Source organism: Streptomyces sp. XY006 (assembly GCF_002237655.1).
Taxonomy (GTDB): domain Bacteria; phylum Actinomycetota; class Actinomycetes; order Streptomycetales; family Streptomycetaceae; genus Streptomyces; species Streptomyces levis.
Window position 1 is genome coordinate 91,506 of sequence record NZ_NOKT01000010.1, and the last position, 14,422, is coordinate 105,927.

General features: G+C 71.6%; 10 protein-coding genes. 7 read left to right on the forward strand and 3 right to left on the reverse strand.

The features are described 5' to 3' along the window. Window positions 1-8: 8 nt before the first annotated feature. The 4 genes from CHR28_RS13690 (at window position 9) to CHR28_RS13705 (ending at window position 6,560) form a co-directional block, all read left to right on the forward strand. Complete coding sequence (locus CHR28_RS13690; protein WP_094053986.1) at window positions 9-2,426, forward strand: ABC transporter ATP-binding protein; 2,418 nt, start codon at window positions 9-11, stop codon at window positions 2,424-2,426. 161 nt (window positions 2,427-2,587) lie between these two features. Next, window positions 2,588-3,475, forward strand: coding sequence for a FadR/GntR family transcriptional regulator (locus CHR28_RS13695; RefSeq protein WP_094053869.1), 888 nt, complete (start codon window positions 2,588-2,590; stop codon window positions 3,473-3,475). A 436-nt stretch (window positions 3,476-3,911) separates the two neighbouring features. Further along, window positions 3,912-5,453 carry an RNA polymerase sigma factor gene (locus CHR28_RS13700; protein ID WP_094053987.1) on the forward strand — a complete coding sequence of 514 codons (1,542 nt, stop codon included), beginning with the start codon at window positions 3,912-3,914 and terminating at the stop codon, window positions 5,451-5,453. 273 nt (window positions 5,454-5,726) lie between these two features. Beyond that, window positions 5,727-6,560 (forward strand): S1 family serine peptidase, encoded by an 834-nt coding sequence (locus tag CHR28_RS13705; protein ID WP_094053870.1) that lies wholly within the window; start codon window positions 5,727-5,729, stop codon window positions 6,558-6,560. A gap of 165 nt (window positions 6,561-6,725) precedes the next feature. Here CHR28_RS13705 and CHR28_RS13710 read toward each other — a convergent pair whose 3' ends face one another. Beyond that, on the reverse strand, window positions 6,726-6,956 hold the full coding sequence (locus CHR28_RS13710; RefSeq protein WP_094053871.1) for a DUF7455 domain-containing protein: 231 nt from the start codon (window positions 6,954-6,956) through the stop codon (window positions 6,726-6,728). A 441-nt stretch (window positions 6,957-7,397) separates the two neighbouring features. On the opposite strand from CHR28_RS13710, the gene CHR28_RS13715 reads away from it, so the two are divergent. The 3 genes from CHR28_RS13715 to CHR28_RS13725 all read left to right on the forward strand — a co-directional run bounded on the left by CHR28_RS13715 (window position 7,398) and on the right by CHR28_RS13725 (window position 11,870). After that, the gene (locus CHR28_RS13715) at window positions 7,398-9,521 is read left to right on the forward strand and encodes a DNA gyrase/topoisomerase IV subunit B (RefSeq protein WP_094053872.1); all 2,124 of its coding nucleotides are present in this window, start codon (window positions 7,398-7,400) and stop codon (window positions 9,519-9,521) included. 199 nt (window positions 9,522-9,720) lie between these two features. After that, the gene (locus CHR28_RS13720; protein WP_094053873.1) at window positions 9,721-10,281 is read left to right on the forward strand and encodes a DUF485 domain-containing protein; all 561 of its coding nucleotides are present in this window, start codon (window positions 9,721-9,723) and stop codon (window positions 10,279-10,281) included. Then, the gene (locus tag CHR28_RS13725; RefSeq protein WP_094053874.1) at window positions 10,278-11,870 is read left to right on the forward strand and encodes a solute symporter family protein; all 1,593 of its coding nucleotides are present in this window, start codon (window positions 10,278-10,280) and stop codon (window positions 11,868-11,870) included. Before CHR28_RS13720 ends, CHR28_RS13725 begins: the two co-directional genes overlap by 4 nt. 126 nt (window positions 11,871-11,996) lie before the next feature. Here CHR28_RS13725 and CHR28_RS13730 read toward each other — a convergent pair whose 3' ends face one another. Beyond that, the gene (locus tag CHR28_RS13730) at window positions 11,997-12,677 is read right to left on the reverse strand and encodes a response regulator (protein WP_094053875.1); all 681 of its coding nucleotides are present in this window, start codon (window positions 12,675-12,677) and stop codon (window positions 11,997-11,999) included. Then, window positions 12,677-14,347 carry a sensor histidine kinase gene (locus CHR28_RS13735; RefSeq protein ID WP_094053876.1) on the reverse strand — a complete coding sequence of 557 codons (1,671 nt, stop codon included), beginning with the start codon at window positions 14,345-14,347 and terminating at the stop codon, window positions 12,677-12,679. Before CHR28_RS13735 ends, CHR28_RS13730 begins: the two co-directional genes overlap by 1 nt. Between the last annotated feature and the right edge of the window lie 75 nt (window positions 14,348-14,422).

Consider the following 14,422-nt stretch of genomic DNA (forward strand, 5'->3'; position numbering starts at 1 on the left):
TGCTGCGGGTGATCGAGGCCTACGGACTGACCAGCAACCCCCGCAAAGAGCTCCCGCCCGCGGCCGACGACGTCTCCTTCCAGGCGCGAGCGGGCCGCGTCACCGCGCTGCTCGGTGCGCCGGGCGCCGGGAAGACAACGGTCCTCAGACTCATGCTCGAACTCCAACAGGGCCGTGGAATCACCTACTTCCGGGGCCGGCCGCTGCATCGCATCGCGCACCCGTCACGTGAAGTCGGCGTCCTGCTCGGGGATGTACCGGGTCACCCGGCCCGGACGGTCCGCGGTCATCTGCGCATGCTGTGCGCCGCGGCGGGGGTGCCGGTGCGGCGTGCCGACGAAGTCCTCGAAGCGGTCGGGCTCGTGAGCCTGCGGGAGGAACGTCTCGGCACCCTCTCGCGCGGCATGGACCGCCGACTCGGCCTGGCCTGCGTCCTCCTGGCCGACCCGCACACCCTCGTCCTCGACGACCCCGCCGACGGGCTCTCCGCGCGGGAGAGCAACTGGCTGCACGGCATGCTGCGGGCCCATGCCGCCCAGGGCGGCACGGTCCTGTTCACCACGGCCGACCCCAAAGAGGCCGCCCGCACCGCCGACCGCGTCGTCACCCTGGAGCAGGGCAGGATCGTCGCCGACCAGGAGGCAGCGGAGTTCTCCCGGACCCGCCTGCGTCCCCGGGTCGCCGTGCGCAGTCCGCACGCGGCGCGTCTCGCCGCCCTCCTGACCAAGCAGGCCCGCACCGCCCAACGCTCCGTCGAAGTCGTACGCGAGGGCGGCAACCGCCTGTCCGTGTACGGCAGTACCTGCGCGGACGTGGGGGAGATCGCGTTCCGCCACGGCATCGTCGTGCACCAACTCGCGGACGAGATTGGGGACATGGGGCCTGGCGCCGGTTCCGTCCCGGCGGTGCCGAGCCCGACCGCCACGCAGCCCGTGGCCGTCGCCGCCTCCGTCGTCACCGAGCGGCCTCCCACGCTCGACCCGCTCCCCGCCATCGAGGACGAGGCCTTGGAGTCAGCGGCTGAGGAGCGGCCGCCGCCGGTTCCTGCCGGGTCGGATCAGCACGCCGACGAGTCCGAGGAGTACTCGGACGCTGTTCCGGCCGACCGTCCGCGCGACGGAGCGCCGTCGGCCTGGACGGCCCCGTCCTCGTCGTCTTCGCACGAGGGTGCGGACACGCCGGTGGACGGCCCCGGTGTTCCGGCGCAGTCACTTGCCGGCATGGATGTCCTGATCGGTGACGCCGGTGTCCTGCCGCCGTCGGTCGTCGTCGACAAGTGCATCTCGGCCGACGAGACAGCAGTCGCGCCGCTCGCGCCCGCCGGTATGGAACCCCCGGCCGGCGGCTCCCACCCTCGGCCACCGAGCCCCACCGGAGCCGACGTGCTCGATTCCAGCACGACCCACCCGCTGGACGCCGGCACCTTCGACCTCCGCGCGCCCCGCACTACCCCCACGCCGGACGCCGACACCGCCGGAACGCTCGACGAACAAACCTCCCGGGCCCTCGACGCCCGAGCCACCCGCGTCCCCGACACCCAGACCCCCCGCACGCTCCACACCCCAACCGCCGGCACGCCCGAGGCCCGCACCGCCCGCGCCGCACGCACCCTCGATGCCCTGCCCCCGCTGCCGCCCCCCATCTCCGTCCGTCCCGCCCCCAGTCCTCTTCGCCCTCTCCGCTATGAGATCCGGCGCGCCGCCGGGATCGGCACCGGGTTTCTCACGGGGGCCGTCGTGCTCGTCATGTCGGCCGTGACCGCCGTCGTGCTCGCCCGCATCGGGCACACCCCGCAGCCGCGCCTGCTGGCCGCCTGGCCGCAGGAGCTGCCGCTGCCGCCGGCGGCGCTCGGCGCGGGCCTGCTCGGCGCGCTGGCCTTCGGGGACGAGTTCCGCCACCCCGCCCTGGCGGCGTATCGCGGCACCGTGCCCCGTCGGCTGGGGCTGCTGGTCGCCAAACTGCTCGTCGCCTCGGCCACCGCGCTGACCCTGGCCGTGCTCACCGTCGGCTGCAACGCCGAGGTGCTCTATCTCGTCTACGGACGGGAGCTCGCCCAGGTTCCCGCCGACTGGCTGCCGCTCACCGCGAGTTGGATCGGGCTGGTGGTCGGCTGCGCCTGGGCCGGGGTGCTGGCCGCGGGAGTCTTCCGGTCCACCACGGCCGGTCTCGCCGCCGTGGCCGCCGTGCCCCTGCTCGTCGTCCCCGTCGTACACCAGCTCCTGAACGGGCCGTCCGTGCGGACCGCGGCCGGGCTGCCCATGCGGCTGCGCGAGGCCCTGCTGCCGCGGTGGCCCTTCGGGGGAGAGCGCTATCTGGAGGCAGCGCTGCGGGTGATCTCCCAACCCGTGGGCGGCGCACTGACGTTGTCGCTGGCCACGCTGCTCTGCGCCTACCTGCTCACCGGCCTGCGCAGCCGGTCCCGGTGACGACTGTCCGTAACCCTTAGTTCGGCCATGCGCACAACTCCCCGCAGAACGCCCATTTCTTTCCGATAAGGCGTCAATTGCGACGGGGTGAGCGATCACCCTTTCGTGTGCTTTTCACCAAAGACCTCAAGGGAGTTGGAGACGACGCCGACAAAGGATGCGTGAGTACCCTTGCGCACACCATGATGACCGCCGCCCGCTCCGCTGACACCGGCCTCACGAGCCCGGGCGAACTCGACCGCTACCCCTACGCCGAGGCGCCCCCCGTCGACCGGGTCGGGGCCCCTGTCTGGGACGGCGGGGACCCGGAGCTGGGCCGTGTCGGCCGGCGCGCCGCGGGCAGCCGCGGGCGCGGGCTGCACGGCCAACTCGTTCAGCAGCTGGGTCAGATGATCGTCTCCGGGGACCTGGGCGCCGACCGTCCGCTGGTGCCCGAGGAGATCGGCCAGCGCTTCGAGGTCTCCCGCACCGTCGTCCGCGAGTCGCTCCGCGTCCTGGAGGCCAAGGGCCTGGTCAGCGCCCGGCCGAACGTCGGCACGCGCGTGCGCCCCGTCAGCGACTGGAACCTGCTCGACCCGGACATCATCGAGTGGCGGGCCTTCGGGCCGCAGCGCGACGACCAGCGCCGTGAGCTGAGCGAGCTGCGCTGGACGATCGAGCCGCTCGCCGCCCGCCTCGCCGCGGGACACGGACGCGAGGACGTCCAGCAGCGCCTCGTGGACATGGTCGAGATCATGGGGCACGCGATGGCCCAGGGTGATGCGCTCACCTTCTCCCGCGCCGACTCCGAGTTCCACTCGCTGCTCATCCAGATCGCGGGCAACCGCATGCTGGAGCACCTCTCCGGGATCGTCTCCGCGGCCCTCCAGGTCTCCGGCGGCCCGGTCACCGGCTGTGACCGGCCGAACGAGGCGTCGCTGGCGCACCACGGCCGCATCTGCGACGCCCTCGCGACCGGCGACGGAGCCGGCGCCGAGGCGGCGATGCGGCAACTGCTCACGGTCCACCCCGAGGTGGAACGCGTGGTGCCCGCCCCTCGCGAGCACTGACCGCGTTCCACGGGCGGCGCGGCCGGGTGTGCCACCCCCCTCCTGTGGCACCACCCGCTCGGTGACCCGCCTCCCGTCGGACCCCGTGGGATCCTTGGTGATCCTGCGGGGTCCGACGGCGCGAAAGGGCCCTGTTCCGCCGGAGCGGCCGGGCCGCTGCCAGAGGTGACACCCTCTGGCGGCATCTGTCCGCGTTTGACCGCTTTTGTTCGCTTACGGGGTGTGACTCGGGCCACGCAGATTGGGCGTAACGCTCGTGGGAAGAACGCGATGACCTAAGAGGTGACAGCCGCGGAGGGAATACGGACGCCGTCGAAGGCGCTGTGCATCTTCCCGGCCCCCGCCCGCGCCGTCGGCCCATCCCCAAGCCGGCGGTCGGCTCCTGTCCCTGTGGACGGGGCCGGAAGCCGTTTTCCAACGTTCCGAGAGGTTGTTCGTGTCGGCCAGCACATCCCGTACGCTCCCGCCGGAGATCGCCGAGTCCGTCTCTGTCATGGCGCTCATTGAGCGGGGAAAGGCTGAGGGGCAGATCGCCGGCGATGACGTGCGTCGGGCCTTCGAAGCTGACCAGATTCCGGCCACTCAGTGGAAGAACGTACTGCGCAGCCTCAACCAGATCCTCGAGGAAGAGGGTGTGACGCTGATGGTCAGTGCCGCAGAGCCCAAGCGCACCCGAAAGAGCGTCGCAGCGAAGACTCCCGCCAAGCGCACCGCGACCAAGACGGTCGCGGCCAAGGCGGTGACCACGAGGAAGGCCACCGCCACCGCCACGCCGGCGGCGCCCGCCGCCGAGCCCGCAGCCGAGGAAGAGACGCCCGCCAAGAAGGCGGCCGCCAAGAAGACCACCGCCAAGAAGGCGGCGGCGAAGAAGGCTCCCGCCGCCAAGAAGACGGCGGCCAAGAAGACCAGCGCCAAGAAGGACGACGCCGAGCTCCTCGAAGAGGAGGTGCTCGAGGAAGCAGCCCCCGGCAAGGCCGGCGAGGAGCCCGAGGGCACCGAGGCCGCGGGCTTCGTGCTGTCCGACGAGGACGAGGACGACGCGCCCGCGCAGCAGGTCGCCGCCGCCGGTGCCACCGCCGACCCGGTCAAGGACTACCTCAAGCAGATCGGCAAGGTCCCCCTGCTCAACGCCGAGCAGGAGGTCGAGCTCGCCAAGCGCATCGAGGCGGGTCTGTTCGCCGAGGACAAGCTGGCCAACGCGGACAAGCTGGCGCCCAAGCTCAAGCGCGAGCTGGAGATCATCGCCGAGGACGGCCGCCGCGCCAAGAACCACCTGCTGGAGGCCAACCTCCGTCTGGTGGTCTCCCTGGCCAAGCGCTACACCGGCCGCGGCATGCTCTTCCTGGACCTCATCCAGGAGGGCAACCTCGGTCTGATCCGCGCGGTCGAGAAGTTCGACTACACCAAGGGCTACAAGTTCTCCACGTACGCCACCTGGTGGATCCGTCAGGCGATCACCCGCGCCATGGCCGACCAGGCCCGCACCATCCGTATCCCGGTGCACATGGTCGAGGTCATCAACAAGCTCGCGCGTGTGCAGCGCCAGATGCTCCAGGACCTGGGCCGCGAGCCCACCCCGGAGGAGCTGGCCAAGGAGCTCGACATGACCCCCGAGAAGGTCATCGAGGTCCAGAAGTACGGTCGCGAGCCCATCTCGCTGCACACCCCGCTCGGCGAGGACGGCGACAGCGAGTTCGGTGACCTCATCGAGGACTCCGAGGCGGTCGTCCCGGCCGACGCGGTCAGCTTCACGCTCCTCCAGGAGCAGCTGCACTCCGTCCTGGACACCCTGTCCGAGCGCGAGGCGGGCGTCGTCTCGATGCGCTTCGGTCTCACCGACGGTCAGCCGAAGACCCTCGACGAGATCGGCAAGGTCTACGGCGTCACGCGTGAGCGGATCCGCCAGATCGAGTCCAAGACGATGTCGAAGCTGCGCCACCCGTCCCGTTCGCAGGTGCTGCGCGACTACCTCGACTGATCGAGTCGAGTCACAAGACGCGGAAGGCCCGGCCCCCACAGGGAGCCGGGCCTTCGCCGTGTCCGCCGTACGCGGGGCTGGCGTACCCATGCGTGAGGCCGGCGGGTCTGCCGTGCCGCGGGTGCGGGGCCGGCGGGTCTGCCGTACCGCGGGTGCAGGACTGGCGGGTCTGCCGCACCGCGGGTGTGCGCGCGTCGGCGCCGCGCGGGTGCGGGGTGTCGGCGGTTGGATCACTCTGGGTGTCTCGCCGACGTCACGGAGTGAGGAGTGCGTATGCGCCGTCGTCTGGTCCGCGCCCTGGTCCGGCCCCTGGCTCTGGCCGCCGCGGTCACCGCCCTGTCAGCGGGTTCCACCGCGTCCGTGGCCGCCGACCGGGCCGTCATAGGTGGATTCCCGGTCGACGCGTCGCAGAGTCCCTGGACGGTGGCCCTGTCCAGTCGTGACCGGTTCGGGGGTACGCGCTCGGGGCAGTTCTGTGGAGGCGCGGCCGTCGGCCGGACGACCGTGCTCACGGCGGCGCACTGCATGGACCGCGACGTCCTGGGCGGGCCGCCGGAGCGGGTGAAGGACCTCAAGGTCATAACGGGCCGGACGGACCTGCTCGCGGACCGCGGGGGCCAGGAGATCGCCGTGCGGTCCGCCTGGGTGAACCCGGCCTACGACGGCGTGAGCAACATCGGGGACTTCGCCGTGCTCACCCTGGCCCGGCCCCTTCCCGCCGGCTCGGTCATCGGCATGGCGGCCGACGGGGATCCGGCGTACGCGCCGGGAGGGGCCGCGACGGTGTACGGGTGGGGTGACATCTCGGGTGCGGGGGAGTACCCCAACGATCTGCGGGCGGCGCGTGTGCGCGTGCTGCCCGACGCCTCGTGCGAGGAGGCGTATCCGGGCGGCGGGGCCGACGGCACCTACGACGCCAGGAGCATGCTGTGTGCCGGAGAGATGGACGGGGGCCGGGACGCCTGCCAGGGCGACAGCGGGGGGCCGCTGGTCGCTCAGGGGCGGCTGATCGGCCTCGTGTCCTGGGGGATCGGCTGCGGGCGGGCCGGCAGCCCCGGCGTGTACATGCGGGTCTCCGACATCATGCGGACGCTCGGCTGGAGGTGAGCGTTCCGCACGGGCGGAGCGTTCCGCAGGGGCGGCAGCGGTGTGTGAGGCGTCCGACGCGGTGCGTGCGGCTCTGTCGGCACGAGGACGGGCGGCTGCCTCTGGGAGAGGCAGCCGCCCGTCCTCCGGCCTGTGCCGGGCTGGCTCGTCGTCGGACGCGAGGTGTCAGCGCTCTTCTTCGGAGGCGGTCGCGGGAGCGGCCGTGAGTCGCTCCGTCTCGTCCTGTATCTCAGCGGCGATCTTCTTGAGTTCCGGCTCGAACTTGCGCCCGTGGTGGGCACAGAAGAGCAGCTCTCCGCCGCTGAGCAGGACGACGCGCAGGTACGCCTGGGCGCCGCAGCGGTCGCAGCGATCAGCGGCCGTCAACTGGCTCGCAGGGGTCAGAACAGTAGTCACGTCGCCTCTTCTCTAGCTCGACGAGCTGTCGTACCAGGGTCAACATCCAACCAGCCCCAAAACGTTCCCGCTCGTGGCTTTTCCTCGAAAAAATCTTTCGAGGCGGCTGTCTGCTGCCGGTTGGCGGCGAATGTGCCGTATTGCGTGTCTATGTGTCTTACGGGGCTTCGCGTTGTATCGGTGGTCGGTCCTCCCGGCTGGGTTGCCGGTTGTTCATGAGGACGTGCCCGGAGCCTAAATGGTTCATGCCTGGAAGGGAACGTGATGTGGACTTCACTCCATCGAGGGATCGAACAGGCATGCGACTGTGGACTAGTCTGAGTTTCCGGCGAGGGTGGCGTTACAAGGGCTCTACCAGGCCTGGGTACCCTCTCACCGGTGACTGAAGCCGCGCCCTTACCCATGAGGGCCCCATCTGAAATTCAGCGAGGAGCGAACCGCGTGACCGCCGAGACGTCCGTGCCGTCCACAGCTCTGCTGGCAGGAGCAGACCGGGACGGTTCCAACTACACCGCGCGGCACCTGCTCGTCCTCGAGGGGCTCGAGGCCGTGCGCAAGCGCCCTGGCATGTACATCGGCTCGACCGACAGCCGCGGTCTGATGCACTGCCTCTGGGAGATCATCGACAACTCCGTCGACGAGGCCCTCGGTGGTTACTGCGACCACATCGAGGTCATCCTCCACGACGACGGCTCGGTCGAGGTCCGGGACAACGGCCGGGGCATCCCGGTCGACGTCGAGCCCAAGACCGGCCTCTCCGGCGTCGAGGTCGTCATGACCAAGCTGCACGCCGGCGGCAAGTTCGGCGGCGGCTCGTACGCCGCCTCCGGCGGTCTGCACGGCGTCGGCGCCTCCGTGGTGAACGCCCTGTCGGCCCGGCTGGACGTCGAGGTGGACCGCGGTGGGCACACCCACGCGATCAGCTTCCGGCGCGGGGTCCCCGGTGCCTTCGCCGGGAACGGCCAGGACGCGAAGTTCGAGGCGAAGAGCGGCCTGCGCAAGGCGAAGAAGATCCCGAAGACCCGCACCGGCACGCGCGTGCGGTACTGGGCCGACCGTCAGATCTTCCTCAAGGACGCCAAGCTCAACCTGGAGACGCTGCACCAGCGCGCCCGCCAGACCGCGTTCCTGGTGCCCGGCCTGACCATCGTCGTCCGGGACGAGTACGGGCTCGGCGAGGGCGGCAGCAAGGGCGAGGAGTCCTTCCGCTTCGACGGCGGCATCAGCGAGTTCTGCGAGTACCTGGCCACCGACAAGCCGGTCTGCGACGTCCTCCGGTTCTCCGGGCAGGGCACGTTCAGGGAGACCGTCCCGGTGCTGGACGAGCACGGCCAGATGACCCCGACCCAGGTCACCCGCGAGCTGGACGTCGACGTCGCCATGCGCTGGGGCACCGGGTACGACACGACCCTCAAGTCGTTCGTGAACATCATCGCCACCCCCAAGGGCGGCACCCACGTCGCCGGCTTCGAGCAGGCCGTGGCGGCCACGATGAACGAGGTGCTGCGCGCCAAGAAGCTGCTGCGCGTCGCCGAGGACGACATCGTCAAGGACGACGCCCTGGAGGGCCTGACCGCGGTCGTCACCGTGCGTCTCGCCGAGCCGCAGTTCGAGGGCCAGACCAAGGAGGTCCTCGGCACCTCGGCGGCCCGCCGCATCGTGAACAGCGTCATCAGCAAGGAACTCAAGGCGTTCCTGACGTCCACGAAGCGTGACGCCGCCCAGCAGGCCCGTGTCGTCATGGAGAAGGCCGTCGCCGCGGCCCGTACGCGCATCGCGGCCCGGCAGCACAAGGACGCGCAGCGCCGCAAGACGGCCCTGGAGTCCTCCTCCCTGCCGGCCAAGCTCGCCGACTGCCGCAGCGACGACGTCGACCGCAGTGAGCTGTTCATCGTCGAGGGCGACTCCGCGCTCGGCACGGCCAAGCTTGCCCGGAACTCCGAGTTCCAGGCGCTGCTGCCGATCCGCGGCAAGATCCTCAACGTCCAGAAGTCGTCCGTCACGGACATGCTGAAGAACGCCGAGTGCGGCGCGATCATCCAGGTCATAGGAGCCGGCTCCGGTCGGACCTTCGACATCGACGCGGCGCGCTACGGCAAGATCATCATGATGACCGACGCCGACGTCGACGGCTCCCACATCCGCACGCTGCTGCTGACCCTCTTCCACCGCTACATGCGGCCCATGGTCGAGGCCGGCCGGGTGTTCGCCGCCGTGCCGCCGCTGCACCGGATCGAGATCGTCCAGCCCAAGAAGGGCCAGGACAAGTACGTGTACACGTACTCGGACCGGGAACTGCGCGACAAGCTCATGGAGTTCCAGACCAAGGGCATCCGGTACAAGGACTCGATCCAGCGCTACAAGGGACTCGGCGAGATGGACGCCGACCAACTGGCCGAGACGACCATGGACCCGCGCCACCGCACGCTGCGGCGGATCAACCTCTCCGACCTGGAGGCGGCCGAGCAGGTCTTCGACCTGCTGATGGGCAACGACGTCGCGCCGCGCAAGGAGTTCATCTCCAACTCGGCGGCGACGCTGGACCGCTCACGGATCGACGCGTAGCGGCTGCACAGGGTCCCGCGCGGACCGACGCGTAGCGGCATCGCAGGGCTCCGCGCCCGCCGGGAGTGCTTATGCTCCCGGCGGGCGTTCGGCGTTCCAGGGGGCTCCGGTGCGGTCCCCGCGCGGGTGGGTCACCTGATGGGGTGAAGCGCGGGGGGAAGAAGAGTCGGGGATCTTCCCGTTCTGTCCATCCTTGGACATGCAGTCAAGCAAGGGCCGTCCCCGCGGAGTCGGGGCCGGTCGGGAGAGTACGGTCGAGCGGCTCGACGGTCATGCCCCGGACCCGGCCGAGGAGGCCGTACGGCCGAGGTACGACGACCCCTGGTACGACGCCCTGGCGTCCGGATGGGGTGAGTCGGAGGGTGCCGGAGCGCCTGCACCGTCGACGGTGCCCCCGGCGCGTGGGGCGGGCGAGGGCGGCGTCGCGGCGGCCGAGGTGTACCTGGAGGTGCAGCGCAGCGCGGCCTTCCAGGAGGTGCGGCGGCGCTACCGCGGGTTCGTGGTACCGGCCTTCGCGGCGTTCTTCGCCTGGTACGTGGGGTACGTCGTGGCGGCCACGACGGTGCCGGAGCTCATGGCCCGGCCCGTGGCGGGCGCCGTGAACGTGGCGCTGGTGGCGGGGCTCGGCCAGTTCCTGACCACGTTCCTGCTCACCTGGGCGTACGCGCGGCACGCGCGGCTGCGCCGGGACCGCGCGGCGCTGGAACTGCGCTGGGACACCCAGGAACTGACCCGCGGCGTGAGCGGCGGTGCCTCATGACGGACGAGCACCAGACCCTGGCTCTGCTGCTGTTCAGCGCGTTCGTCGCGGTCACGCTGGGCATCACCACGTGGGTGGGCCGCAACCGGCGTGGTTCCGCGGAGGAGTTCTACGCGGGCGGACGGCTCTTCACGCCCATGGAGAATGGTTTTGCCATCGCGGGTGACTACATGTCGGCCGCCTCCTTCCTGGGAGTCACCGGTCTCATCGCGCTGTTCGGGTACGACGGGCTGCTGTATGTCGTCGGATTCCTGGTGGCCTGGCTGGTGGTGCTGTTCTTCGTCGCCGAACTGGTCCGCAACTGCGGTCGCTTCACCCTCGCCGACGTCGTGGCGGCGCGGATGCGGGAGCGGCCGGTGCGCATCGCGGCGGGAACCTCCTCGGTCACCGTGTCCGTTCTGTATCTGGTGGCGCAGATGGTCGGCGCGGGCAGCCTGGTGGCGCTGCTCCTCGGAGGCACGAGCGGGGCGGCGCGGGCCTGGACCGTCATCGGCGTCGGGGCACTCATGGTGATCTACGTGTCGTGGGGAGGGATGCGGGCGACCACCTGGATCCAGATCGTCAAGGCCGTCCTGCTGCTGGCCGGCACCATCGCGCTGACCGCGCTGGTCCTCGTGCGCTTCCACGGTGACCTCAACCGGCTGCTGCTCACGGCGGCCGAGCGCAGCGGGCACGGCGAGGCGTTCCTGGCGCCCGGGCTGAAGTTCGGCGGCGACTGGGCCGCACGGTTCGACCTCATCAGCCTGGGACTGGCCCTGGTCCTGGGCACGGCGGGGCTGCCGCACATCCTGTCCCGCTTCTACACCGTGCCAACCGCGCGCGCCGCACGCCGTTCGGTCGTCTGGGCGGTCGGGCTCATCGGCGGCTTCTATCTGATGACGATCGTGCTCGGGTTCGGAGCGGCCGCGATCGTGGGTCCGGACGCCGTGCGCGGGTCCAACGCGGCCGGGAACACGGCCGTTCCGCTGCTGGCGCTCGATCTGGGCGGCGGCGCCGGAAGCACCGGGGGAACGGTTCTCTTCGCGATCGTCGCCGCGGTCGCCTTCGCCACGATCCTCGCCGTGGTCGCCGGGATCACGCTCGCGTCCTCGGCGTCCGTGGCCCACGACCTGTACGCCTCCCTGCGCCGCAAGGGCGGCAAGCCGCGCAGCGAGGTGGCCGTGGCCCGGGTCGCCGCCGTCGGGGTCGGCGTGGTGGCGATCGCCCTCGGCCTGCTGGCCCGCGACCTCAACGTCGCGTTCCTGGTGGGCCTCGCCTTCGCCGTCGCCGCGTCGGCGAACCTGCCCGTGCTGGTCTACTCCCTGTTCTGGCGCGGCTTCACGACCCGAGGCGCCGTGTGGGCCGTCTACGGCGGTCTGGTCCCGGCCGTGGTGCTGGTGGTGCTGTCCCCCGTCGTCTCGGGGAGCCCCGACTCGCTCTTCCCCGGCGCGGATTTCCAGTACTTCCCGCTGCAGAACCCGGGGCTGGTCTCGATCCCGCTGGGCTTCCTCGCGGGCTGGCTGGGCACGGTCACGTCGGCGGAGATCCCGGACGAGGCCCGGCACGCGGAGACCGAGGTGCGGTCGCTGACGGGTGCGGGAGCGGCGTAACGGCCCTGCCCGGGCCGTGACGGCTGCTCTCCGGCCGTAGCGGCCGCTGCCGGGCCCCGTAGGCCGCTGCCGGGCCCCGCAGCGCTGCTTCCTCGCCGTAGCGGCCCCTCCCTGGCCGCAACGCCCCTACGAGCGGGTCGCCCACACGTAACGGTGCTCCGGGCGGCCCGCGTCGCCGTACTTGAGGGTGAGCCGGGCCCGGCCCGTGCGCTCCAGGAGCTTGAGGTAGCGCTGCGCGGTCTGGCGGCTCACGCCGGTCCGTTCGGCGAGCTCCTGGGCGGACAGCGGGCCGTCGGCGTTCATCAGTGACTGCCGGACCAGCTCGGCGGTCGTGGGGGAGTGCCCCTTCGGCAGGGCGGGCTCCGCCCCGGCCGACAGGGCGCCGAAGATGCGGTCCACCTCCGCCTGTTCCGCCTCGCCGCCCCCGTCGAGGGTGCGGCGCAGCTCCGCGTACGCCTCCAGCTTCGCGCGCAGGCCCGCGAAGGCGAACGGCTTGACCAGGTACTGCAGGGCTCCGTGCCGCATCGCCGCCTGCACGGTGGACACGTCCCGGGCCGCCGTCACCATGATCACGTCGGTCTGGTGGCCGCGCCTGCGCATCTCCTGGACGACCGCCAGCCCCGTGTCGTCGGGCAGGTAGTGGTCCAGCAGCACCAGGTCCAGCCGGGGCAGCGTCTCCACCTGGCGCAGCGCGTCCGCCGCGCTGTGGGCCTCGCCGGCGACGTGGAAACCCGGCACCTTCTCGACGTAGGCGGCGTTGACCCGGGCGACCCGGCTGTCGTCGTCCACGACCAGGACCTCGATCATCACGACCCCTCCTCGGCGTGCTGCGGAACGGACGGCGCAGTCAGCGCCGGCTCGGGGCGCGGCTCGGTCAGCGCCTCGGGCAGCACGACGGTGAACTCCGCGCCCCCGCCGCGCGCCTCGCCGACGGTCGCGCTGCCGCCCTGCCGTTCCGCGAGCCTGCGCACCAGGGACAGCCCGATGCCCCGCTCCCGGTGGGCGGGGGGCTTCTTCGTGGACCAGCCCTCGGTGAAGATCAACTCCCGGTGCTCCGGCGGGACTCCGGGCCCGGTGTCGCGCACCCGCAGGGTCACCGTACGGCCCTCGGCGCGCAGTTCCACCTCCACGCGCGCGTGCGGCGTGCCCGCAGCCGCGTCGAGGGCGTTGTCCACCAGATTGCCGACGACCGTGACGAGCCCTTGCGGGTCGACCAGCCGGTCGGGCAGCCGGGTCGGGTCCGAGACCCCCAGGCCCACACCCCGCTCGGCTGCCACCGTCGCCTTGCCGACCAGCAGGGCGGCGAGCAGCGGGTCCTCGATCCGCTCGGTGATCTGCTCGGAGGTGGCACGGTGGTCGCCGACCACCTCGCCGACGAAGTCGACGGCGTCGTCGTACATCTCCAGCTCCAGCAGCCCCAGGAGTGTGTGCATCCGGTTGGCGTGCTCGTGGTCCTGGGCGCGCAGGGCGTCGATCAGCCCGCGGGTGGAGTCGAGTTCGCGGCCCAGCTGCTCCAGCTCGGTGCGGTCGCGCAGGGTGGCCACGGCGCCGCCGTCGTCGGTGGGCATCCGGTTGGCGACCAGGACGCGCTGGCCCCGCACGGTGAGCAGGTCCGTGCCGGTCACGCGTCCGGCCAGGACATCGGCCGTACGGCCCGCGCCCAGCGCCTCGTCGGGCGTGCGGCCCACCACGGTGTCCCCGAGGCCCAGCAGGCGCTGCGCCTCGTCGTTGACGAGCCGGATGCGGCCGGTTCGGTCCAGGGCGACGACGCCCTCCCGGATGCCGTGCAGCATCGCCTCCCGCTCCGACAGCAGCGCGGCGATGTCCGAGAAGGCCAGGTCCCTGGTCTGCCGGTGCACGCGCCGCGAGATCAGCCACGCCGCCAGCGCGCCCACGGCGAGGGCGCCTCCGGCGTACGCGAGCAGCCCCGGGATCGCGTGGATGAGCCGGCTGCGGACGCTGTCGTAGGCGATGCCGACCGACACCGCGCCGACGACCGTGCCGTCAGCGTCGCGCAGCGGCACCTTGCCCCGGGCGGAACGGCCGAGGGTGCCGTCGTCGATCTCCATGACCTCGTGACCGGCCAGGGCCTGGCCCGGGTCGGTCGAGACGATCCCGCCGATCTGCTTCGGGTCGGTGTGCGACCAGCGCACGCCCCGCCAGTCCATCACCACGATGTACTCGGCCTGGGTGGCCTTCCGGATGCGCTCCGCCTCCCGCTGCACCGGGCCGTTCGGCGACGGCGGCGTGTCCCGCAGGTCCCGCGCGAGCCCCGGCCGCTGCGCGGTGGTCTGCGCGATCGCCAGCGCGCGGCGCATGGCCTGGTCGTCCAGCTGGTCACCCAGGGGGGCGAGGAACAGCCCGGTCGCGAGGACCGCGACTCCGGCGGCGATGGCCACCTGCATCAGCAGCACCTGCGAGAACACCCGCCGCGGCAGGCCGAGGCGCAGGCGACGTGCGGGGGGAGTGGGGCTCATACCGAAGACGGTACGTGCGGCTGCCCGGCTCCCGTAACGGGTGTGGCATGGATCTCTTGATCAATGGTGCAGCGG

Bases quoted from the DNA above. Each gene is read 5' to 3' on its own strand.
- CHR28_RS13705 (WP_094053870.1), top strand. From the start codon at position 5,727: ATGCGCCGTCGTCTGGTCCGCGCCCTGGTCCGGCCCCTGGCTCTGGCC.
- CHR28_RS13720 (WP_094053873.1), top strand. From the start codon at position 9,721: ATGCAGTCAAGCAAGGGCCGTCCCCGCGGAGTCGGGGCCGGTCGGGAG.
- CHR28_RS13725 (WP_094053874.1), top strand. From the start codon at position 10,278: ATGACGGACGAGCACCAGACCCTGGCTCTGCTGCTGTTCAGCGCGTTC.
- CHR28_RS13730 (WP_094053875.1), bottom strand. From the start codon at position 12,677: ATGATCGAGGTCCTGGTCGTGGACGACGACAGCCGGGTCGCCCGGGTC.
- CHR28_RS13735 (WP_094053876.1), bottom strand. From the start codon at position 14,347: ATGAGCCCCACTCCCCCCGCACGTCGCCTGCGCCTCGGCCTGCCGCGG.